Here is a 23,145-nt window from a genome sequence, read left to right on the forward strand (position 1 = left end):
TGGCGATGGATGGTCGATTAGCTATTAACGCAAGTTGCTAGTTATAAACTTTGGCGTTGCTAATTGCTAATTGCTAATTGCTAATTGCTAATATAGGAGATTTACCAATCGATCCATTAGCCATTAGCCATTAGCCGCTGTGAGAGAGATAACTAGCAACTTGAGTTATTAAATAAATTTTCGATTAAATTTTCAATCGTTTCAAAATCAAAATTATCGACAAGCTTAGCTAAAGCGACAGCTAATGTTGCGCGTTCAGAGCGAATTTGTTCAATTAACCGGAAAGCAGCTTCAGAATCTGCTAAAGCCGCCGCTTCATAAAGGGAATTCAACCAACTTTCCGGTAAAACCGCTAAATCTTCAGGCGTTAAAGCCTTGTCGCTATTATATCCTAAATTTGCAGTTTTGACCGATTCATTTTCATAGATATATAGCACTCCAATATGCTTGTTAATCAGGTTAAAAATATCCATTTCGCGGAAAGGTTTACGCAAAAAATCGTCGCATCCAGCAGCAATAATAATGGCTCGCTCTTCTTCAACGGTACTCGCCGTCAGGGCAATAATTTTTGTATTTTTACCTTGACTTGTGGCCTTGATTCGTTTAGTTGCTTCGTAACCATCCATCACCGGCATCCGCATATCCATCCAAATTAAATGCGGCTCAAAAGCTGGGAAAATTTCTATGGCTTCCAGTCCATTACTCGCTTCTTTAACTGCAAAACCCAGGGGTTGCAGGAGTTGGAATAACAGGTGACGATTGTAATCTTTGTCATCTACTAATAATATCCGATATTGGGGTTGATTGGGTGCTAAACCAATAACACGATTTTCAGAAATATCGGGTGGTATTTCGCTATTTTCAACGACATTTACCGAAATATAAAAATTAAAAATACTGCCGCTTCCGACTTGACTTTTAACGCTCATCTCTCCCCCCATCAACTGCACGAATTTGCGAGCGATGCACAATCCCAAACCCGTTCCTTCTGCTTGTTGTCCGGCTTTGGTTTGCACAAAGGCTGCAAAAATGCTGTCGAGTTCTGAGGTCGGAATGCCAACTCCGGTGTCTTCGACGTTAAACCAAATGCTGAGATGATTTGAGTGCAGAGGGGCTGAGGTGCAGAGGGGCAGAGGGGAATTTTTATCTGCGCTCTCCTCTGCTCCCCAGCTCCCCAGCTCCTCTGCTGTTTTTACGCGCAAGGTAACGCTGCCTTTATGAGTAAATTTAATTGCATTGCTGAGTAAGTTAATTAAAACTTGGCGCAGTTTGAGGGGGTCGGTTTGGATGTAGCGAGGTACTTGGGGGTCGATTTGGAAAATTAGCTGTAACTGCTTAGTTTCGGCTTTGAGCCAAAACCAAGATTCCAACTCGTCTAGGAGGGAAAAAAGGTCGAAGTTTTGGGGGTTAAAAGTCATGCGACCTGCTTCAATTTTGGATAAATCTAAAATCTCGTTAATCAGGTCGAGGAGGTGTTCGCCGCTGCGGGTAATAATGGCAAGATTTTCCCGATGTTTTAACGCGAGATCCTCGCTTTTAATTGTAAGTCGAGCAAAGCCGAGAATGGCATTTAAAGGCGATCGCAACTCGTGACTCATGTTGGCGAGGAAGGCGCTTTTGGCGCGGGATGCGGCTTCGGCGGCGTCTAAGGCAGTTGCCAGTTGTTCTTGGGTGCGCTGGCGCTGGATAATTTCTTGTTCGAGGGATTGGGTGCGATCGCGCACTTTTTGTTCGAGCGATCGCGCATACTCTTCCAGTTGTGCGCGAGATTGCTGAATTTCCCGACTCATCTGATTAAACGAATCTGCCAACACCTTTAATTCTGCACTTCCTTCCACATTCACCCGCTGATTGAGTTCGCCGCTGGCAATTTTTTGACTCGCTGCGCTTAACTTAAGAATCGGTCGCGTTACAGTTCGCGCCGTCAAAATGCCAATAATAATTGCCAATCCCAACGCTCCCAAACAAAGCAAAATTGTTCTTTGGGTATTGGCATTGATTTGTTCCATAAAATCTGATTCCGGCACCACCACCACAATTAACCAATCCAACCCAAACTGCTCGGAAAACGGCGTTATTTTCACCAATTGCCGTTCGCCATTCAGTTTAAAACTGAGTTGCTTGCTGCGGTCAATATTATGAAAATTCCCAAAGCTTTCTTGCAGGTGATTTACCGTAGATCGAATCAAAGCATTGCTACTTTCTTTGGCGTACAATTGTCGCAGTTTTTGCACATCAAAGGGTAATATATCCGATGAACTAGCTACCAGCGTTCCATCTCGCTCGATAATAAAAGTTTCCCCAGACTGCCCCAATTCTATGCGCCTGAGAAACTCTCCCACCGAAGAAAGCAAACAATCTACCCCAATCGCCCCCCGCAGTCGCCCTTGCGAGTCGTATACCGGCTGCGCGAGCGCAATTTTGGGGCTTTCTTGCCTAAAATCGGGATAAACTCGACTCCAAACCGGCTCGCCCTCCCGCATCGCAGCTTGATACCAAGGGCGCTTTCTGGGGTCGAAACTTTCCATAGTTTCTGTTAGGTTTGCCGCATTTCCCAGGGAATCAACCGTATAGCTATAGTATCGATTGTTGGTAGCTTGCCCCGCCCTACCAATTAGCCAGATTTTGCGTTTTCGCAGTCCCAAACCTGTAAATTCGCCTTCGGTACTGCCAAAAAAAATTGCCGCTCCGCACACCCGATCGAACAAAAACCGCTGCTGCCAAAATTGGCGCGTCAAGCTATTGGGATCTTGCAGGTTTATCTGCCCATGTTGAATCGCTTCGGCATTAATTTGATTGATGACTTGGGGATTTTCCAAGTAGTGTTTCAGTTGCTGTTCAATGCGATCGCTCACCTTGTTCATCAACTGACTCGCCAGTTCTTCCACCGCCCTTTGCCCGTTTGTAAACGAAAGATACCCCACAATTCCCACTGTCGCAACAATTTGCAAGACAACGGGAACGATCAGGATAGTTCGCAACGGGACTTTTCCCGATAGCTTGGCGAGTCTGCGTTTGATGAGTTTGGCTAACATAGAGCAATCGAGCCATCTTTCCCCCTATTTTGTACCAAAGACTCGCGAGATTTTAAATTTCTCGTTCCCAGGTTTTAGATTTCTCGTTTTTCTCGTTCCCAGGTTTCTCGTTTTTCTCGTTCCCAGGTTCAACCTGGGAACGAATTGTGGGAGGTTCCACCTGCCTTTCTCGTTCCCAGGTTCAACCTGGGAACGAATTCGCGCTTGTTTGTGTAGCGGCAGCAAAAATGGCAGCGCGCTTGACAAACAAACCGTACCTCATACGGCTGCAATTCGCTATAGATTTCTCGTTCCCAGGTGTTAGATTTCTCGTTCTCGTTCCCAGGTTCAACCTGGGAACGAATTATGGGAGGTTCTCGTTCTCGTTCCCAGGTTCAACCTGGGAAACCTCCCTCGTTCTCGTTCCCAGGTTCAACCTGGGAACGAATTATGGGAGGTTCCACCTCCCACAAATACAATACATTAGTACGCCGATCCCCCTTGTCCTCCTTGTCCCCCTTATCTTCCTTGTCATATCACCACCGAGGTTCTCTGGCAATTAGTTCGATAACTTCATCCGCTTGTAAAGGGTGAGAAAAGAAGTATCCTTGACAGCAGTCGCAGTCTAACATTCGCAGTCGCTCTAATTTTTCAATTGTTTCAACACCTTCAGCGATCGCATTCATTCCCATTGTCTTAGCAAGGCGAATAATTGCTAGCACAATTCCCGTATTGCTCGGTGCTTCATCGAGGTTCTGCACAAAAAATTTGTCCACCTTTAGCGCATTGACGGGTAGGGAATGCAAGTAACTCAGCGAAGAGTAACCGATGCCAAAGTCATCAATACTCAACTGAATTTTTCTGCTGCTTAATTGCTTCATTAACGACACATTTGCTTGGGAATTTTCCATCAGCGCAGTTTCAGTAATTTCCAGTTTTAAGCAATAGGGATTGAGTTGGGTTTGAATCAGAATTTGGTCAATCAGGTCGAGCAAGTCTCCTTGGCTAAACTGTTGCGGGGACAAATTGATGCTGATTGTGAAAGAATCATTCACCATTCCTGCTGCTTGCCACTGGCGAAGTTGATGGCAAGCTTCCTGCAATACCCAATTGCCAATAGGGGCAATCAAACCACTTTCCTCGGCTACCGGAATAAACTCGGCTGGAGCAATTAAACCCCTAGTGGGATGCTGCCAGCGCAGCAAAGCTTCTACTCCATCAATTTTACCCGTATTTAGGCAAATAATCGGTTGATAGTAGACTATAAATTCTTGTTTTTTTATCGCTTGACGCAGTTCTGTTTCTATCTGTAAAAACCGTCTTGCTTCCTGGTGCAGGGTAATATCAAAAATTTGATAGCGGGATTTTCCCAGTTCTTTGGCACGCCCCATCGCCGTCGCTGCATCTCGCAGAATATGTTCGGGTTGTTGATAATCTCGACCACCCAAACATATTCCAATACTGGCACTGATAAATACTTCATGTCCTTGCAGGTTAAAAGGCTGCTTCAGGGCTGCTAATATTTTATTAGCGACTTCAGAGGCAGTGGTGATATCTTGAGCCTCGGTCAGGAGAATGGCAAATTCATCGTCTCCTAACCGCGCGAGCGTGTCTTGTTCGCTCAAATTATCTTGTAAGCGACGACCCATAGCATTGAGCAGTTCATCTCCTACCAAATAACCTAGGGAATTGTTGATGACCTTGAAGCGATCGCCATCTAAAAATAGCACCCCAAACCGATAGTCATGCTCAATTTTAGAGCGGTTTATCGCTGAATTCAACTCTTCCATAAACAACACCCGATTCGGTAAACCCGTCAGCAGATCGTGACGGACAATTTCCATTTGATTTTGAGCATACTTGATCTGCTCTTCCCGTGCTTGTGTTAATTCTTCAATTCGCCGATCTAGTAACATAATTTCTTTTCCTGCTATCCTCAACGATAGATAAGTCTGAACTTTGACTAAAAGTTCATCGATGACTAATGGTTTGTTAATATAATCAACGCCGCCGACTTCAAAGGCTTTTAGCCTGTCAAATCCCTCATTGAGAGCGCTGAGAAAAATTACTGGAATTTTGGCAGTTTTTGGCTCTGCTTTCAATCTACGGCAAACCTCATATCCATTCAGTCCCGGCATCATAATATCCAGTAAAATTAAATCAATATCGACGGTTGTTGACGCCCTCAACGCCAATTCACCGTTGATGGCTTTGAGAACGTTATACCCTTGTTGAGTTAGCACCGAATCTAGCAAGCGCAAGTTCGTTGGCAAGTCGTCAACAATGAGAATGGTTGCTGAAGAAAACAGCAGGTTATGATTCATTGCTTAAGGTTAGTTGAAGTGATAGGACGGAGATTTCCGCATACTGTCTTGATAATTCCAGTGTTAGCTTGCCCAATTGCTTTTATGCGAGAAGATAGTGACTTTAGAAAGAACTTAAGAAAAAGAAGAAAAAGTAAAGGCGCTGGCAAAAGTCCGCGCACATCTGAACCCAGGTGAGGAATGGGCGTTCTCATGCCAGAGGTTTAAGGACGTTCGTCCTTACTAGGAACAATCAACCCAAATTTTTACTATTTTATCATATTGAAAGTCAAAATACAATGAGTTATCAAAATGTAAAAAACGCCCAGCTGATTTCACCTCCCCTTGACCCTGGGAGTCCGACAACTTGTTGACGCAGCATTGCCAATTATTGCTGGAGAGATTCGTAGGTATTGTTAGAAAAACCGGGTTTCTTGATGTTCAATTGCTCCTAATTCTTTCAAGGTTAATTTCTGTGCGGGGGTCAATCCCGTCACCCCGGTAATATTCGTGTCTTCATAAATTCTTTCCGGTCTAAGGGTATCCAAACAAACCCCGGTTTCTACATCCCAAAACTTTATTGTTTCATCGTTACTGCTACTAACTAAAGTTTTACCATCGGGAGTAAACGCCACCGACCACACGGCGCTATTATGCCCTTCTAATACTTTAATACACCGCCCCTCGCTCACATCCCAAAGTCGAATTGTTTGGTCAACGCTACTACTTGCTAAAATCCCCCCATGCCCGCCTTGGTAAGGGAGGTTAGGGGGGATCGGACTAAAAGCAACTGACCAAACAAAACTTTGATGACCTTGCAGGGTTTGATGGGGAGAGGAGTTAGGGGTGAGGTTTTGCAGGTTCCAAAGTTTAACGGTTCCATCTTCGCTGGCACTGGCGAGAATTTTCCCATCCAGACTAAAGGCAATTGACCAAATAAATCCCTGATGTCCAAATAAAGTTTTTATGCATTTTCCCGTGGTGATATCCCAAAGTCGAATTGTTTGATCGGCACTGCTGCTAGCTAAAATCCCCCCTTGGGATCCCCCTTCCGTCCCGCTCCCGGGGGATGTGAGCGGGATAGCTTTGTTTATCGGGGGGTGAGCGGGGATCGGACTAAAGGCAACAGATAACACCCAACTATCGTGTCCCGACAGTATTCGCAGACAGTGACGGTTACTAATATCCCAAAGTCGAATTGTTTGGTCGGAACTACCGCTAGCTAAAATTTTGCCATCGGGACTAAACGCCAGCGACCAAACGCACCCTGTATGTCCTAAAAGTTGAATTGGGGATAAATTTTCTCGACTAATTTTATCTGCAATTCCTGTTTTATTTAGCTGCCAAACGCAGATGGTTTTATCTTCGCTACCGCTGGCTAAGATCCCCCCATGCCCCCCTTGCCAAGGGGGGTTGGGGGGGATATAATTCCCCCCTTGCCAAGGGGGGTTGGGGGGGATATAATTCCCCCCTTGCCAAGGGGGGTTGGGGGGGATATAATTCCCCCCTTGCCAAGGGGGGTTGGGGGGGATCGGACTAAAGGCGAGAGTGCGGATTGATTTTTGATGTTGGGATAGAGTCCCTAAACAGCGACGGGTTGAAATATCCCAAAGACTGATGGTTTGATCTGCACCCCCAGATGCGACGATCCCCCCCTGCCCCCCCTTACCAAGGGGGGGTAGGGGGGGATCCGGAATAGAACTAACCGCAACCGACCAAATCGAGTTAGCATATCCTTGTATTGTTTGCAGCGGATTGACACCGTTTTCGTTAATTTGCCACAACTTTAAGGTTTGCTTATCGCTCGCTGCAATAATTTGTCCGTTGCTACTAAATGTTACCGACCAAACCTGACTGGTGAATCCCGATAATATTTGACAGCATTCTCCTGTTTTGATATCCCAAACTTTGATAACTTTGTCATCTCCACCCGCGATGGTTTCCCCATCCGGACTAAAGGCAATTGACCAAACAAATGTCAGAGCTTTACAGATAGTTTGGTGGCATTCTCCGGTTGTAATGTCCCAAATTTTAATACTTTGTCCGTCGCAACTTGCCAAATAAAGTCCATCGGGACTAAAGGCAACCGCAGAGATTTGACTTTTGTGTCCGGTGAGAATTTGGCGGCAATCTCCTGTGGTTATATTCCATATTCTTACTGTTCGATCCGCACTCCCGCTGGCTAAGATACCCCCCCCTTGGGATCCCCCTCCCGTCCCCCTTAAAAACGGGGATGTGAGGGGGATCGGACTAAAGGCAACTGTATGGACGATATCGGTATGTCCTTGCAAAGTTGTAAGGCAATTTCCCGTGGAAATATCCCAGAGTTTGACCGTGCGATCGCTACTCCCACTCGCCAATATTTTACCATCCCGACTGTATGCAATCCCCCACACCCAATTCCCATGACCGATAAACGATAAAGTATTGCGAATCGGCGATAAATTTCTCGCCCCCTCCCCAATATTTCCCGTTTCATCCTGCCACAATCGAATTGTGTTATCAAAGCTGCCGCTAGCAAGCATCTTTCCGTCTGGACTAAAGCTTAAACACCAAACAGTACTGCTATGTCCTAAGAAGCGAAACAACAATTTCCCATCTGCTACTTGCCACAAACGCACTTCCCCATCTTTATGTCCCGTTGCTACTTGAGTTCCATCTGGACTCAAAGCAATTCCATAAATCTTGCCAAAATTTTCGCTAAAAACCGATTTGGCTAAATTCGCCCCAGTCAAGTTAACTCGCCGTAAATTAACCCCAGGGAAATACCCTTGCCAAATCGTCAGTCCAGAAAAGTCATACCCGCTCAAATCTACTTTTAACTTAATTAGTAAATTTACCACATTGCCAGCAAGATAACCGGGAGTTGTCAGTAAATTTGACTTCAAAGATGCTATAATCTTATTGAAGAATGCTATTAAATTTTCCCGGTTACCGAAACTGGTTAATAAACCTTCAACAATTGGCTGTAAAATCAAATTAAATTGCGCAGCTAGCACCGATTCGGAAGACTCGGCTTTGATTAAGGCATGGTGTTTCAGGAGGTTGAGGCTATCGAGGTTTCCCGACTCGCTGGCGGTGCGGACTTCTGCACAGACTTGCTCGATCAAGCGATCGCTCAAATACTCCATCACCACAGGTTGCAAAGTAAACAATTGTCCGGCGTTGGTAGTTTGGGTTTCTATCAGCGATCGCCACCCAATAAACTCCAAAGATTCCAGAATTCTCCCCGATGAAACCCGAGGCACAATATCTTCCCGTAATTGGGCGAGGGAAACTGGTTCTCGATTAATAGCCAACCAATAAAGAATTTGCTTTTCTAGCGTCGCCAAGCGATCAAACTGCTGTTCTAATAAACTGCGAATCCCGTTAAAAACCGCTACCCCTTCATCCAAAAATTCAGCAATATTGCCAGCAAATAACTCTTGAATCGAAGTCGCGACAATTTTTAAAGCTAGGGGATTTCCTTGATACAGTTGCGCGAGTTGCTTGATATTTGCTTGGGAACCCCTCAGTCCTTTAGTACTTAATATTTTTTCCCCTTCTACATCGGGTAACCCCTTTAATTGCCAACAACGCACCGGCAAGCTTTCGCCTTCGAGAGACGAAATACATTGAGGTTTTTCTCGTGAAGTTAAAATCAAGCAACTTTGGTGAACCGTTTCTGCCACTCGTCTAAAAAGTTCCCCATACCCTTCATATCCTTCCCGATAGCGTCCGGCGGGACTACCAGGTTTTAACAGGGTTTCGATATTATCGAAAACTAACAAACAGCGTGAGGAGCGTAAATAATGGTTGATTCGGGAAATTTTACCGCCGATAGTTTTGGGTAAATTAACAGCAGTTTCCTGCTGCTGAGAAAGGAATTGAATTAAGTCTGGGAGCAGTTCTTCTAGAGCAGGGGCATTTTTGAGCGATCGCCAAATCAAAAACTCAAAATTATCCCCAACTTTCTCCGCCAATTTCACCGACAGTGCCGTTTTACCAATGCCACCCATTCCCAACAGCACCACTAGGCGGCAATCTTCTTCCAGAATCCACTCGGACAGACTTTCTAATTCCAACTCCCGACCGTAAAAAACCGAAACATCAACCGCCTCACCCCAATCTTGAGTAGCATTAATCCTAACAATATTATCAATTCCCGGTTGCGTGTAATCTTGGTCTGACAATTCCAAGTTTACTACCTGGAAAATCAACCGCAACGAACTTTCATCCCCGCCTTGTCCCCGCAATATTTTTCTGATCGTTGTCGGATGCAAACCGGAAATACTAATCAATTGAGATTTTTCAGAAATTTTGGCAGCATTGTACTTGATTCCGGTTTTATCCTCTAACTCGCTAATCCGGTTTTGCAGTTTTTTCGCTCCCGTTGGCGTGAGGACATAACCGCGATGACGCTTAGATTGAGAAGGTGGTTTGGATTTCACGGCATTTTATCCCTACTACTGGTTTAGATTTTAGATTACTCGTCAATTTCCTCACACTTCTCTTGGATTACAGAATCGGCAATTACTCCAAAAATTGAGGTCGTGCTTGTTGGGTGTGCTTCAGTTGCTGTTCTAATGCTTCCCAATCTTCCCGTTCAATATCAGCAATCAATTTGTCGATGGTGTGGCGATATTGTTGGAGACTTCGCAACAACTCCCCGCGATTGTACCGCGCCATCATCACCCCCAATTCTGGATTTCCACCTCCTACCCGCGAAGTATCTTTAAAACCAGAACTTGCCAAATTTTGGGCTAATTTTAAAACCGCCCCATCGGTTTCGTTCATACAAGCAGTTATTAACCCCGCGCTTATCATTACTGGTAAGTGGGAAATCCAAGCAACTGCGCTGTCGTGGTCTTCTGGCGTGCAAAAATAGATTTGGCAACCCAGACTTCGCGCAATTTCCTCCACCGTTTTAACCGCCTCTGTAGGCGTTGTTTCCACTGGGGTAAGCACATAAGGTCTGCCCACAAATAAATTCGATATAGCCGCATCTAAACCGCTTTCTGCGGTTCCCGCCATCGGATGTCCGCCGACAAAATTAGGCCAAATCTCGCTAACTTCTGGAACGATTGGCGTTTTTACAGACCCCACATCGGTCAAAATCGCCTCAGCCGAAAGATGGGGAATTAATTCCTTGACTATTGGAACAATTAATGATATTGGAGAACAAATAAAGATAACATCAGCTGTTGCCAAAAAGCTGAGATTGGTGCTGGCATCATCTACTATGCCGCGAGCGATCGCCGCCCTACAAGTTTCTTCTTTGCGACTGACTCCCAGTATTCGATAACCTTTTGGGCGCAAATCTAACGCCAGCGAACCACCAATCAATCCCAATCCAACAATGCCAATCTTCATAGGTAATGGGTAATAGGTAATGGGTAATAGGTAATGGGTAATGAAACGATTTTGGATTGAATTCACTATACAATTAGCAATTAGCAATTAGCAATTCCCAATTACCCATTACCAATTACCAATTTACAGATAATATCTGACCGTCGTAACAACGCGGCTTTTCTTCGATCTCAAAGCAGCTTTTAAGAAAATTGTAGTTTGGTTGTGGAGAAGATTTTCCCACCAATTCCGCGTCACAAAAGCCGGGATAATGATAGTCGATAAAACCCCCGGATGTTGCGCTTCAAACTTGCCGATAAAATCCACAATCGGAGAAACGACAGAACGATAAGGTGAATCCAAAATTACCAAAGGAATATCGGGTTCTAATTCTTGCCATCGTTGTTGCAGTTTTTCTCGGTCAGTTGAACCGATATCGACGTGAACGGCTACAATTTCATCGGCAATACTGCGAGCATAATCAAGTGCTTCTACCGTTCCTCGGTTTAAATTGCCAACTACAACGACTGCTGGGTGGTTAGCTACTTCCGATTTAGGTCTGGGAATGTAACTCCTCGCCGGTATTTCACTAATACTGAGACGTTGTGCCACATATTGATAGTGACGGCGAATCGCTACAAATAAACCGACTACTAAAGGAATCGCTAAGATAACTAACCAAGCACCCAAGAAAAACTTGGTTGATATGATGACAGCGAGAACGACGCTTGTTGCGAGCGATCCCACTCCATTCATCGCAGCAGAAGCACGCCACCCGGCAGTTTTTTCCTTAAACCAGTGGCGTATCATCCCTGCTTGGGACAGGGTAAATGAAGTAAATACCCCCACCGCATAAAGCGGAATCACGGCGCTAACTTCTCCTTTAAAGATTACCAACAAAACCGCCGCACAGAAGCTGAGAACCATAATACCATTTTCGTAGACCAAGCGATCGCCCAACAATGCTAATTGTCGAGGTAAAAATCCATCGCGGGCTAAAAAGTAACAAAGTCTGGGAAAATCGGCAAAACTGGTATTGGCTGCTAACAGTAAAATTAACAGCGTCGCGACTTGCAGAAAGTAGTAAGCCCAACTGTTATTGCCAAAAATTTGGCGTCCTAACAGGGAAACTACAGTTTGTCCTGCTGCGGGAACAATATGATAGGCATTAGCTAAAAACGTAATGCCAACAAACATAATTCCTAGAATTTCCCCCAGAAATAGCAAGGTAAGGCGAGCGTTTTTCCATTCAGGCGATTTAAACGCCAAAACCCCATCCGAAATCGCTTCTACGCCGGTAAGCGCCGTACACCCCGCAGCAAAAGCCCGCAAAATGAAAAATAAACCCAGCGGTTCTTTGATGGGAACATCGGGATAAATAGGAGGGACGTACCCGGTAAAGATTTTATAGAAACCAATCCCAATCATGACAAAAACACCAGCGATAAACCCATAGGTTGGCATCATAAAAATTTGGCCTGATTCGCGGACTCCCCGCAAATTTACAACCATGATTAAAAGCGTAAAAACTAAGCAAAGCTCAATTGTGTAGGGTTGCAATTCCGGTTTTGCTGAAGTCAGCGCCGCAGTTCCGGCAGAAACGCTCACCGTGACGGTTAAGATATAGTCGATCATCAACGAAGCCGCCGCAACTAACCCTGGATAGAGACCGAGGTTTTCGCGGGCGACAATATAAGATCCGCCGCCTTTGGGATAGGCGCGAATTGTCTGGCGATAGGAGAAAATTACGATGGCTAGTAGCAGGATAATAGCGATCGCAATCGGAATCGACCAACCGAGTGCTAAGCTACCAGCAGCCACCAGCACCAGTAAAATCTCCTCGGTCGCGTAAGCTACCGACGAAAGCGCATCCGACGAAAGCACCGCCAGTGCGGCGGCATTAGTCAATCGTTCTTCGGCATGAGCGCTCGTGGGTAACGATTTACCCAGCAAAACTTGTTTAATCTGAGAAAAAAACGACATAGATTAGTCTTGGGTATTGAAGAGTTGTAGCTTTGTTCCGCTTCTGGTTAACAATAGGAAATAGGGACGCAATAGAAACGACTTGTACCATTTCACCCATGCTCGTGCTAAAGTTCTTCGGCAGGTATCGGTTTAAGCGTTCCTGTTCGGAAACTTGAATGCCGCGCTTTGTTTTTCTCTGTTCCGCTTCCCCTACCCAGAGTACCTAATCTTTTTTGCCACAGTACCCAATGCCGATCAACAGCGTCCCTGCATACATCCCATACTTAAAAAGGAAGTAACATATTTATCCTACTGTTTAGTCAGGGTCATCCATGCTATTACTGATACACTATGTCTATAATCGAGGTAATTGAATTTGTTGGCCCGGTCGGGGTTAGTCCCGAGCATCCAGTGAGGATGTTTTCAAGGTAGCCATAATGACAGTCGAAGAATTTTTAAAGCAATACGCGGCGGGGGTCAGAAACTTTGCATCTATCAACCTGAGCGAGGCTAACCTGAGCGGCGTCAATCTGAGCGGCGTCAACCTGAGTGGCGTCAACCTGAGCGTCGCCAACCTGAGTGGTGCCAATCTGAGCGGCGCCAACTTGAGCGGTGCTAAACTCAATGTTGCCAAACTCAGCGGCGCTAACCTGAGTGGCGCTAACCTCAGCGGTGCCATTCTCAACGTGGCGAATCTAGTTCGAGCCGATTTACGCGAAGCCGAACTCATGGGTGCTTCCCTAATCAGAGCGGAACTGATCCGCGCCGATCTGGGCGGCGCTAACCTCAGCGGCGCTAACCTCACAGGAGCCGATCTGGGCGAAGCAACGCTGAGGACTGCTAACCTCAGGGGCGCCAACTTAAGCGAAGCGAATCTCAGAGGTGCTTTGTTGACCGCAGCTAGCTTGCAAGAAGCCAACTTGCACGGGGCGGAACTGAATCGAGCCGATCTGGGCGCAGCCGACCTCAGAGGGACGGAACTCAGACAAGTCAATCTTGGTTTAGCCAATCTCAGCGGTGCTGACTTAAGCGGGTCGAATTTGAGATGGGCGGACTTAAGCGGGGTAAATTTGAGTTGGGCTAACCTGAGCGAAGCGAAATTGAGCGGGGCTAACTTGAGTGGAGCAGACTTGAGCCACGCTAATTTGTTGAATGCTAGTCTGGTTCACGCGGATTTAAGCAGCGCCAATTTAATTAAGGCAGATTGGGCGGGAGCCGATTTAACCTGCGCCACAATCACCGGAGCCAAACTTTATGCGGCTTCGCGTTTCGGTCTGAAGACAGAAGGATTAATCTGCGAGTGGGTGGACTTGAGTCCCGATGGGGATCGCAGCCAAATTTACCGCTTCTCAAAAGGAGAAGCCAAAAAGTTTTTTCTTCAAACTTTACCCACAGTCCGCATTATCGTTGATGGCCCACTCGACCAAGACGCTAACTTAGCCTTAGCTTTCACTTACCATCAACTCGCAGTCGCCTACCCCGTCATCAGTCGTCCACCCAGCATTGAAGTCAGCGATCGCAGAACAACTTTAACCTTTAAAATTGACAACGACGAGCTATTGTTTGCCACGGCTTACCTTGCCATATTTCCGTTTCAAGATGCTGCAATCGCTCAGAAAAATCTCCTCACGTTGTCCCAAGTTAAAGCAGAGGAAGAATCCATTGGCATCCAAGAGCAATATTGGTTAGAAAAAATCGCGATCGCTCTAGAACAAGTAGTTAAAATTTTAGAAAAAGTTAAAACAGAGGAAGGTTTAACTAAGGCCAGAAAAGAAAATTTTTTTCAAACTCCGACGCAGATTATTTTAACAAATTCTAGCGAGCAAGCTTTAAATATCTACGCTCATCCTAGCTTTGGCAAACGTTTGAGCGGTTCAGTGGCATTGATTGCTTACCCCCAAGAAAACGCCATCAAACCACAAAAAAACCCCCGGCTGACAACGCCTGGATTGTTGAATTTCCTCAGCAGCTTTCATTGAAAAAAATTAAAAAGTTTAACCAGGGGGTAGACAAGTTAAAAAAATGTTATGATAGAGTGATAGGATTTAAAATCAGAAACACAGACAATCTTTAACTATCTATCTGCTGACAAGGTAGCCCGAATGGAAGTAGAAGAACTGCTAAACCAATACGCAGCAGGAGAAAGAAACTTTGCTGGTATCAATCTAAGCGAAGCTAAACTAAGTGGCGTCAACTTGAGCGGCGCCAATTTGAGCGGCGCCAATTTGAGCGTAGCAAACTTAAGCGGCGCCAACTTAAGCGGCGCTAACTTAAGTGATGCCAAACTCAACGTCGCCAGACTGAGCGGAGCAAACTTGAGCGGAGCCAACTTAAAGAGAACAATTCTCAACGTAGCCAACTTAATTCGGGCTGACTTTACCAGCGCCGATATGACGGGCGCTGCACTAATCAGAGCGGAACTGATCCGCGCCGAATTCAGCAAAGCCAACCTCAGCGGTGCAGATCTCAACGGTGCAGATTTCCGAGAAGCAAGGCTAAGACAGGCTAACCTAACTCGAGCTAACCTGAATCAGGCTAACGGCAGGGGCAGCTCCTTCACAGAAGCCGACTTGGAAGGGGCTAACTTGCACGGAGCCGATCTCAACCGAGCAGACCTCAGCGCAGCTAATTTAAGAGATGCAGATCTCAGACAAGCAAATCTGAGCTGCGCCAACTTGAGTGGAGCCAACTTGAGTGGCGCAAATCTGAGATGGGTGGATTTGAGTGGGGGAGTGCTGAGATGGGCAGACTTGAACGAAGCCAAATTGAGCGGTGCCAACTTAATGGGAGCCGACTTAAGCAGCGCCAACTTACAGAATGCCAGTTTGGTTTACGGAGACCTGACGCAAACCAGATTGATCCGGGCAGATATGACCGACGCCGATCTATCGGGAGCGATTATCACCGGGTCTAAAATTTATGGCGTTGCCCGCTTCGGACTGAAAACAGAAGGCATGATCTGCGAGTGGGTGGATTTAAGTGCGAATGGCGATCGCAGCCAAATCCAACGCTTCAACAGCGAAGAAGAAGCCAAAAGGTTTTTTCATCAAACCTTACCCACAGTACAAATTATTATCGACGCACCCTTAGACCAAGAAGCTCACTTTACCTTAGCTGCTACCTACTATCAACTCTCTCAACAATACTCCGTACTTTCCCAACCCCCCAGTATTAAAGTAGGCCGCCGCCGCACTCTCCTCACGTTTGCCATCGACAACGAAATTCAATTATTTGCTACCGCTTTCGTAGCAATTTTACCCTTTGAAGATGCAAGTCAAACCAAAAAAACCATCATCGCTTTAATGCAAATGCTTCAATCCCCTGGAGCGGAAAAATTGGAAATAAAAGAATTTAAAGTGATACAAAGCCTGAGTAAAATTCTCAATCAAACAGTCAGCGAAGTTTTTGAGATTCAGGTGTTAAATACTCAGTTAAGGACGGAAAAAAAGAAGTTTTTCAAAGCGCCGACCCATACAGTTTTAACCAACTCGAATTCGCAAACTTTTAGCCTTTATCATCACCCGGATTTTGGCAAACGTCTGGTTAAAGCATCGAGTTTCAACAGTCCCGATCTAGTCACGTCCATCGAGCCGATGGCATTTACCCTACCGCCCCTGAGTATCCTGATTGATTTTATCAAAAAATTTCCGATGGAAATATAGCAGGTTTGAGGCGAAAAATCAACCCAATTATAGACCCAAGCAACCCGGGCGAATCGATAAAATTAAAATAGATTTGAAGTAAACTAAAAGCGCGAATAAATTGTAGCGCGTTGTCAACGACCCACCCCTATTAGGGGTGGGGCTTCACAGCCGTGAAGCCCACAGTTGACCAGACTAAGTCGGGACTTAGGCACCCGGAGCCAAAAACCGGGTTTCTGCGTCAATCTCGCGACTGGAAACCCAGCATTTTTCGGAGAAAGCGGGTTTTTTTGCCTAAGTCCTGTAAGTATCTCGCGTACTACGTTTAGGGCAAGCGTTCTGTGAACCTACCTTGGGATGCGTAGCCAGTCCCTTGCTCTAGAACCGAACGATTAAACAGATTTATCGGTTAAGTCAGTGTCGTTTGGAGAGTTACCGACCCTAAACGTTGTCGAGGCTAACTTTACCCCGCAAGGGAGTCGGCAGCAATTGCCTTTTCTTTGACGGCAACTCGCAGTTGCCTGTGAACCTTCCACCCCTATTAGGGGTGGGCTGCCAAACGAGGTATTTTGTGAGGGAAAAATCATGAGTGATTGGCGCGATCGCTTCGGGAAAATGATGGGCAAAACTCGCTTTGTCGTTTGTCGCCTGTTTATCCACCTAGCCGGTGACCAAGTAGCGCCCCTGCTGGGCGTCCTGAATCGAGTCGCAAGGCAGGCAATCGACTCGGAAGGCGAATTAGAAGTCTTAGGCGAAGGATTGGTCGAAATCTGCCAAAGCCTATTGCAGTACGATACCTACTGGCAATCAGCCGCAAACGAAGGCGATGTATTGTGGAACGAAGGCGAAGCGGGCGACTATTTCAACGATTTGTTTACCGACTCGGCGCAACGCTACCTAAGCGAACCCGACTTGGGAATACCTGCTGGAGCGAGGGATACATTCTCCTTGCCAGTGACTCGCAACCTAATTGTGATGATAACAGTAGCCTGTGAAGGCGAAGTGCCGCAATTAGAAACGGATTTGGCGAATATCGCCGCACTCAAAGCCGGATTGAAGGCGTTGATTAACTTACACTATCAAAAAACCCTGCGGGCGATTCAAGTTCATTTCTCACCCGCTCAATTGGGAGATGAATTAACCAGCGACCAACTGTTGCAGCATTTCCCGGAATTAATTCCGCTCTAATTGGGAGTTGGCGTCAAATTGAACCCTCGTCGTGCTAAATAATTAACCGATCTGCCATCTGTTGTGAAATTCTCATGATTGCTTACTCATCCCGGATGCGTAAAATCGCAGTAATATTCCTAACGCTGACCTTGTGTTGGACAACGGTTGCTTGTAGCGGTTCTAACTCAACCACACAACAACCCCCGAACCAAAATGTCGCGGTAGCGCCCCAGAGTCGCTCCAACCTGAGTAGCGGCGAGTATGCAGTGCAACAAGCCAGCTACAGCGATGCCAATGGGGAATACACCTTGTTTTTACTCAATACACCAGCGGGTACTCCCCCAACTTATCGCACGAGCAATTTACAGATGGCGCGACTGACACCGGAAGAAGTTTCTGCCGGTAAAAAGAGCTATCTCAAAATTGACAACAATCAAGCGTCTTTGCACTTGACTGAAGACTTCAAAATCGAGTACGTCCGCGCGGTGAGCGAAACCCGAACCGATCCCCAAACCGGACAACCCCAAACGGTGATTGTACGTCAGGAATCTGGTGGCTTTTGGGCACCGTTTGCAGGCGCTGTGGCGGGTAGTGTTATCGGCAATATGTTATTTAGGCCCCAGTACTACGTGCCGCCGGTGTATCAACCCGGTGCGACGGTTATGACTGGCTTTGGCGGATATGGCAGCACTTATGACCAAGCCGTCAACCAGTATCAAACCCGTTACCAAACGCCGCCACCCGCAGTCAGAAATCGTCCCGCCTATCTCCGCACCACAGGTCGGATCAGAAGCTATCCTTCCGGCGACTCGACCGTGCGGACTCCGCGGGTTAATACAAGCGATCGCCCCACAGGTTCCGGTTTCGGTTCCAGTACCCTGCGCTCCTCCGATAAATCCCGTCCCAGCTCCGTTGACCGCAGCCCCAGCTTCGGCAGCGGACGTCCTGCTCGCAGCGGCTTCGGCAGCAGGCGGCGTTAATATCTTCCAGCATCGGACAGGTGCTCCAGGGGCAGGGGGGCAGGGGGGCAGGTGTGCAGGTGTGCAGAGGGGAATTTGAATGTACATTCTCCCCATCTCCCCATCTCCCCATCTCCCCATCTCCCCTGCTCCCCTGCTCCCCTGCTCCCCATCTCCCCTGCTCCCCTCCCTCAGCCAAGAGGCAGGGCTTTTTATTGACTGTGCCAAAATAAAGGACAGTCCAACAATTGCTAAAGTCGTCAGGTGATAGAGGCAGAAGTCCACAACTCACTCCGCGCCTTTCTGCGCGAGGCAGGCGAACCCCACTGGCCCCATCATTTGACGATGGCAAGGCTGGTAGCACGCGCTTTGCGGCTGGGGCGCAGCGCCCTGATGCAGGTGGGAGTTTATGGCGGCTATGCCAGATATCGCCTGAGTTACTTGACACCGGCGCTGATTTGGCCTGGACCTGCGATCTTAGTCGCTGCGGAAGCAGTTCAGCAGCGTCTCGTTAGGGTGGAAATTCCCCAGTTGCGTCAGTGGATACAGACTTCTAAGCCAATTCGCATGGGGGACGCTTTGCCCGATGCCGAGTTTCAGGGACTGTTGCTGGTGACTCCCCAAGTTTGGTTACAAGATCGATTAACAGGGCAAAATCGGTTTGGCACTGGCATTCCCACGATTCTCGATGGCGTTGACGATCTGGAAGATTGGACGCGAAACGCCCTGACTGCTTGCATTCAACCCCAAGACTGGGAACAGTTGATGCTAGCTTGTCCGGATAAAGCAGAGGCGATCCGAGAAGCGCGGGTACAACTAACTAAGGCGGTTTTCCAGCATCCCCCTAACCCCTATGAATGCTGTCTGATTGAAACATCAGAGCAAGATATCATCAGACGCTTGTATGAAAATCTGGGCGAGGAAGCAACTGCCCCCGATGGGGAAAGCAACTGCGCCGAAGAGTGGAAAGAGCGGGCGATTGAACATTTACCCGATGCCTGGAAAATTTTCTGGCAGCGGTTTTCAACTCCAGGACAGCTAATCTGGGCAGAAATTGCTCGCCCTTTGGGTCAGTTTTCCTTATATTGCGGCCCGCTGGAGGTCGCTTGCGCGTTGAGCAAGATTTGGCAGTTGCAGCCAGTAGTGTTAATTGGCGGTGCTTTGGAGTTAGATGCAGAAGCACCGATCTACCGTCAACGGATGGGATTGGCAGATTTAACTTGTCTGAAGTTTGCTCCAGACCGCAACACCGAACTGATTAAACTGTATCTGCCCGATGGGCTACCCATGCCCAACACGCCGCAATTTCAGACAGCGCTGTTGCAAGAATTCCGCAAGTTGCTGTTGGCGATCGCACCCGTTGGGGGACTAACGGTGCTGCTAGTCGGCGATGTACCGCTGAAGGCGATTGTGGCTGCTACCCTGGCGGCTGAGTTTGGTTCGCGGGTGCAAGTGGAAAAAACTTGTTTGGATGACAACGGTATTCTGGTCACCGGGTGGGAATTCTGGCGGCAGCATCAAGGCGTTTTGCCCGCCCCCTTAGCGATCGCGATCGCCACTTTACCCATTCCCTCCCTAGAGAATCCCCTCGTTGCGGGTCGCGTTGCCTATTACAAGCAGCAACGCTTGGATTGGTTTCGCTTATATTTATTGCCAGAAGCTTTAAGCTTTTTGCAGCGCGCCATCGCCCCCGTACGAGAATCTGCTGGTGTCGTTGCCCTGTTTGACACTCGCGCCATCCACCGCAGTTACGGTAATCTTGTACTCGCTGCCCTCAGCCCCTTTGCCCGGATTAACTATTTAGACAAGAGCTTGTTCGGTAGCGATCCGGATAATACTACCTAACTCAAGTTGCTAGTTATTAGCTTTGGCGGCAAAGAAACCCGGTTTCAAGGAATTATCGTGGGTTTGACGCTAAAGAAACCCGGTTTCAAGGAAAAATCCGGCGTTTGACAGCGAGAAATCGACGCAGAAACCGGGTTTCTGACGCTGAAACCGGGTTTCTGACGCTCGGTAATTGGTAATTGGATTCATTGGCAGTAGGGGCACACTTTAACGATCAAAGAAACCGGGTTTCGACCACGATCTCTTTCCTGGCTCAACAATTTTTCACACAAACCCGGTTTCTTTGATCGGAAACCGGGTTTCGACCACGATCTCTTTGCTGGCTCAACAATTTTTCACACAAACAAAGGTGATGGCAGGTCAAACCCGCCCCTACTCTTGACAATTACCGATTACCCTCGTGACCACGGCAGAGCCTAGTAACGCCATTACCAGCGTCCTTGGATGTAACTAGCAACTTACATATACTCCAATGTTGTCGTTTTGTGAAAATCTAGCCACAATTTTGAAGTGAACGCTATCATCAAGCCAAAGTTGAACTTTCACCGCAACGAGTCATGGGCGAATCTAAACGTCGTAAAGAAGCACTGGGAGAAAAATACGGTCAAGAATCTACTATCCTTCCCTGGCTGCCAATCACCAAAAGCCAAGGGGAACGGTTTGCCAAGTTAACTAACCGTGGTACTTGGATCGGCATTATTCTTCTAATTGTTTACTGGGTAACGATCCGATTTATTGGTCCTGCCTTCGGCTGGTGGCAGGTAGATTAAAACCCGCTACAACCGGGCAACCCACTTAACTGAGTCTGGCGCAACTGATGCCAGACATAGTTCTATGGCAGCTGACGCCTTCCCCACATTCCCCCGCCAGACAGAACCCACTCTAGGTTGTTGCGGTCTAAGATCCAAATAGATTTAGGGAAATGTGCGTTTTGCTACTTTGCTGCGTAGGCGAGTCAGTTAAAAAGGTTATAGACCTCTAGGTGACAAGAGTTATGGCGGATCATAACAAATTTTAAAGTGTGGAAATCTTAAAAAAATATAAATAAGGTCTAAAATTAGGTGTGGTGTTTGGAGGAATACCGTGTTTATCAGATTGGCAGAACAACACCGACAATTTGTCCAAGATCTGGTGATGAACCTCCAAGCCCTAGCGATCGTGCTAGAGCGTAGGGGATATCCAGCTTCCTGCTATACCTGCGGGAATCAAATGACAAGCGCCTCTTTTATGGTCAGCTTGGGGGAAAATCATCTGATTCGATTTTTAGTGTCGGACTACGGCATCACCTGGACAGAGATGCGCGACGACCGAGAACTGATGAAGCTAGAGGGTGCTGAGGCGATCTCTCAGTTGCAGGAACTAGCCAATCTGATCAAATACAAAACTGAGCCTAGCAAGCCATATACTGCTATTTGGCAGGGAAAAGCACCTGCAGCGGTATCAGGAGAATAAACTTTAAATAAGATCAACCCACCCTTGACGCCATCGATGGCAACAGCTAAAGATGGGTCAAATCCTGGCTGGCAATAGGGTGTAGGTGCAAGTAAACCAATAGGGGGGTATAGCCGCTAAATTCTGTGTTCGGCGTGCCAAATTTTGCTTGAGGGCTTGTTACCTGCATTCAAAAGATGCGTTCTGGTGACTGCTGGCGATATGCCTGGGGCACGCTCTGGGAACGCATCAGTTGCTGGCTGGGTGAAAATTTATACATGACCCTCGGTTTAACCTACCCCATCTCAGTTTTTATTAAGATCTATTTAGAACATAGCCCAAAACTCAGCGTATTATTATAATTTTTTTCATTTAAAATTATGGCATAAACTCTGAGTAAATTGGGAAAAAGCCCTAGCTCGCTCTTTTTTTGCTCAACTTTGCCAAAAATTTAAGATCGTTCAGTAGTTGTGCGGGACACAGACTGGGAACATTCTAACCTAAGATGTGGTTAGTTTATCGACTGCACTTTGTGGGTGAGCAAAGCGGTCGAATAGTTACAGTAACTTACTGTAGCAATCTTGTCAAGTGCTGGCTGATTGAATGAAGCCATCCTTGGTAAATATGACAAACCAATAGCAACAACAACTGGATTTTACCGTGCAATTTGAGAATAAACGGCTGGTTTATCATGATTGACCCGCATTCGACGACAGCATTAATATCATCACTCCTGGAGTCGTCTCAAGATATGGAATTAGAAAACAGACTTGGTTTGTATCAAGTATTTTTAAAGCTCTACCACCATCATCGCAGCCTTTTGGATGATATTCTGCGGTTAGAAAACGTAGGGAATCCATCTGTTAGGGGTACAGCACCCGCTTACGTGCATGCAGGTATACATCATGGGCGACCCTATCTGATTACCAACTTGCTGGATGGTAAAACCCAGGGACTGTTTCAACCAGAGGGGGTGTGGATCCTAGGTCGCGATCGCCGTGCTAACATACCGATTCTAGAGCAATGCATGTCTCGCGTCCACGCCGCGATTCATTACGTTCCCAACCAAGGATTCTACCTAATTGACCTGGGCAGCACCAACGGTTCGTTTATCAACAGCGAACCCGTATTTGAGCGGCAGTTACTCAAAGATGGCGATCAAATTCGTTTAGGCAGTGTGGCGATTTCCTTTTTTAGCTGTCAAACTACCCAAACGTTAAGAGCGACACCGCCAGAAATCCTGGCTAAAATCCAGGCAATGGCTGCATCTGATGCTAATGTGACTCCACCCCTGCTTGGTGAGAAATCTAAAGACACAGAATCTTTGCCGCCGCTCAATAGCCTCAAAGAAGAACCGCCTTCTGAATCTTCGCTGTCGCAGTTGAGTTCGTCGGTGCAATCAGAAATTTTAGACCGCTTTTTCAGCCAACAGATGCCAGCAGAGCGAAACTAATGGATTCGTGGTAAGCAGAGCGCTTTGCTTCTA

At 46.9% G+C, this 23,145-nt stretch carries 13 protein-coding genes; 8 read left to right on the forward strand and 5 right to left on the reverse strand.

The annotated features are described in order from the left end of the window. Positions 1-152: 152 nt before the first annotated feature. From MiSe_RS22495 to MiSe_RS22515, 5 genes are all read right to left on the reverse strand, one after another. On the reverse strand, positions 153-3,035 hold the full coding sequence (locus MiSe_RS22495) for a hybrid sensor histidine kinase/response regulator (RefSeq protein WP_226585089.1): 2,883 nt from the start codon (positions 3,033-3,035) through the stop codon (positions 153-155). A gap of 515 nt (positions 3,036-3,550) precedes the next feature. After that, positions 3,551-5,338, reverse strand: a complete 1,788-nt coding sequence (locus MiSe_RS22500) for a putative bifunctional diguanylate cyclase/phosphodiesterase (protein ID WP_226585090.1) — start codon at positions 5,336-5,338, stop codon at positions 3,551-3,553. A gap of 395 nt (positions 5,339-5,733) precedes the next feature. Then, positions 5,734-9,747 (reverse strand): WD40 domain-containing protein, encoded by a 4,014-nt coding sequence (locus MiSe_RS22505; protein ID WP_226585092.1) that lies wholly within the window; start codon positions 9,745-9,747, stop codon positions 5,734-5,736. A gap of 82 nt (positions 9,748-9,829) precedes the next feature. Next, complete coding sequence (locus MiSe_RS22510) at positions 9,830-10,669, reverse strand: prephenate/arogenate dehydrogenase (protein WP_226585094.1); 840 nt, start codon at positions 10,667-10,669, stop codon at positions 9,830-9,832. A gap of 123 nt (positions 10,670-10,792) precedes the next feature. Continuing rightward, a complete protein-coding gene (locus MiSe_RS22515) occupies positions 10,793-12,631 on the reverse strand; it encodes an APC family permease (RefSeq protein WP_226585095.1) in 1,839 nt (612 codons plus the stop codon). 419 nt (positions 12,632-13,050) lie between these two features. Between MiSe_RS22515 and MiSe_RS22520 the strand changes: the two genes are divergently transcribed. The 8 genes from MiSe_RS22520 (at position 13,051) to MiSe_RS22555 (ending at position 23,112) form a co-directional block, all read left to right on the forward strand. Then, positions 13,051-14,592: a pentapeptide repeat-containing protein gene (locus tag MiSe_RS22520; protein WP_226585097.1), complete on the forward strand. Its 1,542-nt coding sequence runs from the start codon at positions 13,051-13,053 to the stop codon at positions 14,590-14,592. 123 nt (positions 14,593-14,715) lie between these two features. Further along, positions 14,716-16,275 carry a pentapeptide repeat-containing protein gene (locus tag MiSe_RS22525; RefSeq protein WP_226585099.1) on the forward strand — a complete coding sequence of 520 codons (1,560 nt, stop codon included), beginning with the start codon at positions 14,716-14,718 and terminating at the stop codon, positions 16,273-16,275. A gap of 564 nt (positions 16,276-16,839) precedes the next feature. After that, positions 16,840-17,442: a DUF1517 domain-containing protein gene (locus MiSe_RS22530; RefSeq protein ID WP_226585101.1), complete on the forward strand. Its 603-nt coding sequence runs from the start codon at positions 16,840-16,842 to the stop codon at positions 17,440-17,442. Positions 17,443-17,537: 95 nt separating this feature from the next. Beyond that, positions 17,538-18,404 (forward strand): hypothetical protein, encoded by an 867-nt coding sequence (locus MiSe_RS22535; protein WP_226585103.1) that lies wholly within the window; start codon positions 17,538-17,540, stop codon positions 18,402-18,404. Positions 18,405-18,647: 243 nt separating this feature from the next. Beyond that, positions 18,648-20,228 (forward strand): ATP-dependent DNA helicase, encoded by a 1,581-nt coding sequence (locus MiSe_RS22540; RefSeq protein WP_226585105.1) that lies wholly within the window; start codon positions 18,648-18,650, stop codon positions 20,226-20,228. 557 nt (positions 20,229-20,785) lie between these two features. Continuing rightward, the gene (locus MiSe_RS22545) at positions 20,786-20,998 is read left to right on the forward strand and encodes a DUF2839 domain-containing protein (RefSeq protein WP_226585107.1); all 213 of its coding nucleotides are present in this window, start codon (positions 20,786-20,788) and stop codon (positions 20,996-20,998) included. A gap of 313 nt (positions 20,999-21,311) precedes the next feature. After that, the gene (locus MiSe_RS22550; protein WP_226585109.1) at positions 21,312-21,680 is read left to right on the forward strand and encodes a DUF1815 family protein; all 369 of its coding nucleotides are present in this window, start codon (positions 21,312-21,314) and stop codon (positions 21,678-21,680) included. Positions 21,681-22,350: 670 nt separating this feature from the next. Beyond that, positions 22,351-23,112 (forward strand): FHA domain-containing protein, encoded by a 762-nt coding sequence (locus tag MiSe_RS22555; protein ID WP_226585111.1) that lies wholly within the window; start codon positions 22,351-22,353, stop codon positions 23,110-23,112. The last annotated feature ends 33 nt before the right edge of the window (positions 23,113-23,145 follow it).

Source organism: Microseira wollei NIES-4236 (genome assembly GCF_020521235.1).
Lineage (GTDB): Bacteria > Cyanobacteriota > Cyanobacteriia > Cyanobacteriales > Aerosakkonemataceae > Microseira > Microseira wollei.

Excerpts from the sequence above, each read along its gene's own strand:
- MiSe_RS22520 (WP_226585097.1), top strand. The coding sequence starts at position 13,051 with ATGACAGTCGAAGAATTTTTAAAGCAATACGCGGCGGGGGTCAGAAAC.
- MiSe_RS22555 (WP_226585111.1), top strand. The coding sequence starts at position 22,351 with ATGATTGACCCGCATTCGACGACAGCATTAATATCATCACTCCTGGAG.
- MiSe_RS22510 (WP_226585094.1), bottom strand. The coding sequence starts at position 10,669 with ATGAAGATTGGCATTGTTGGATTGGGATTGATTGGTGGTTCGCTGGCG.
- MiSe_RS22495 (WP_226585089.1), bottom strand. The coding sequence starts at position 3,035 with ATGTTAGCCAAACTCATCAAACGCAGACTCGCCAAGCTATCGGGAAAA.
- MiSe_RS22500 (WP_226585090.1), bottom strand. The coding sequence starts at position 5,338 with ATGAATCATAACCTGCTGTTTTCTTCAGCAACCATTCTCATTGTTGAC.
- MiSe_RS22535 (WP_226585103.1), top strand. The coding sequence starts at position 17,538 with ATGCGTAAAATCGCAGTAATATTCCTAACGCTGACCTTGTGTTGGACA.
- MiSe_RS22525 (WP_226585099.1), top strand. The coding sequence starts at position 14,716 with ATGGAAGTAGAAGAACTGCTAAACCAATACGCAGCAGGAGAAAGAAAC.
- MiSe_RS22545 (WP_226585107.1), top strand. The coding sequence starts at position 20,786 with ATGGGCGAATCTAAACGTCGTAAAGAAGCACTGGGAGAAAAATACGGT.
- MiSe_RS22515 (WP_226585095.1), bottom strand. The coding sequence starts at position 12,631 with ATGTCGTTTTTTTCTCAGATTAAACAAGTTTTGCTGGGTAAATCGTTA.
- MiSe_RS22530 (WP_226585101.1), top strand. The coding sequence starts at position 16,840 with ATGAGTGATTGGCGCGATCGCTTCGGGAAAATGATGGGCAAAACTCGC.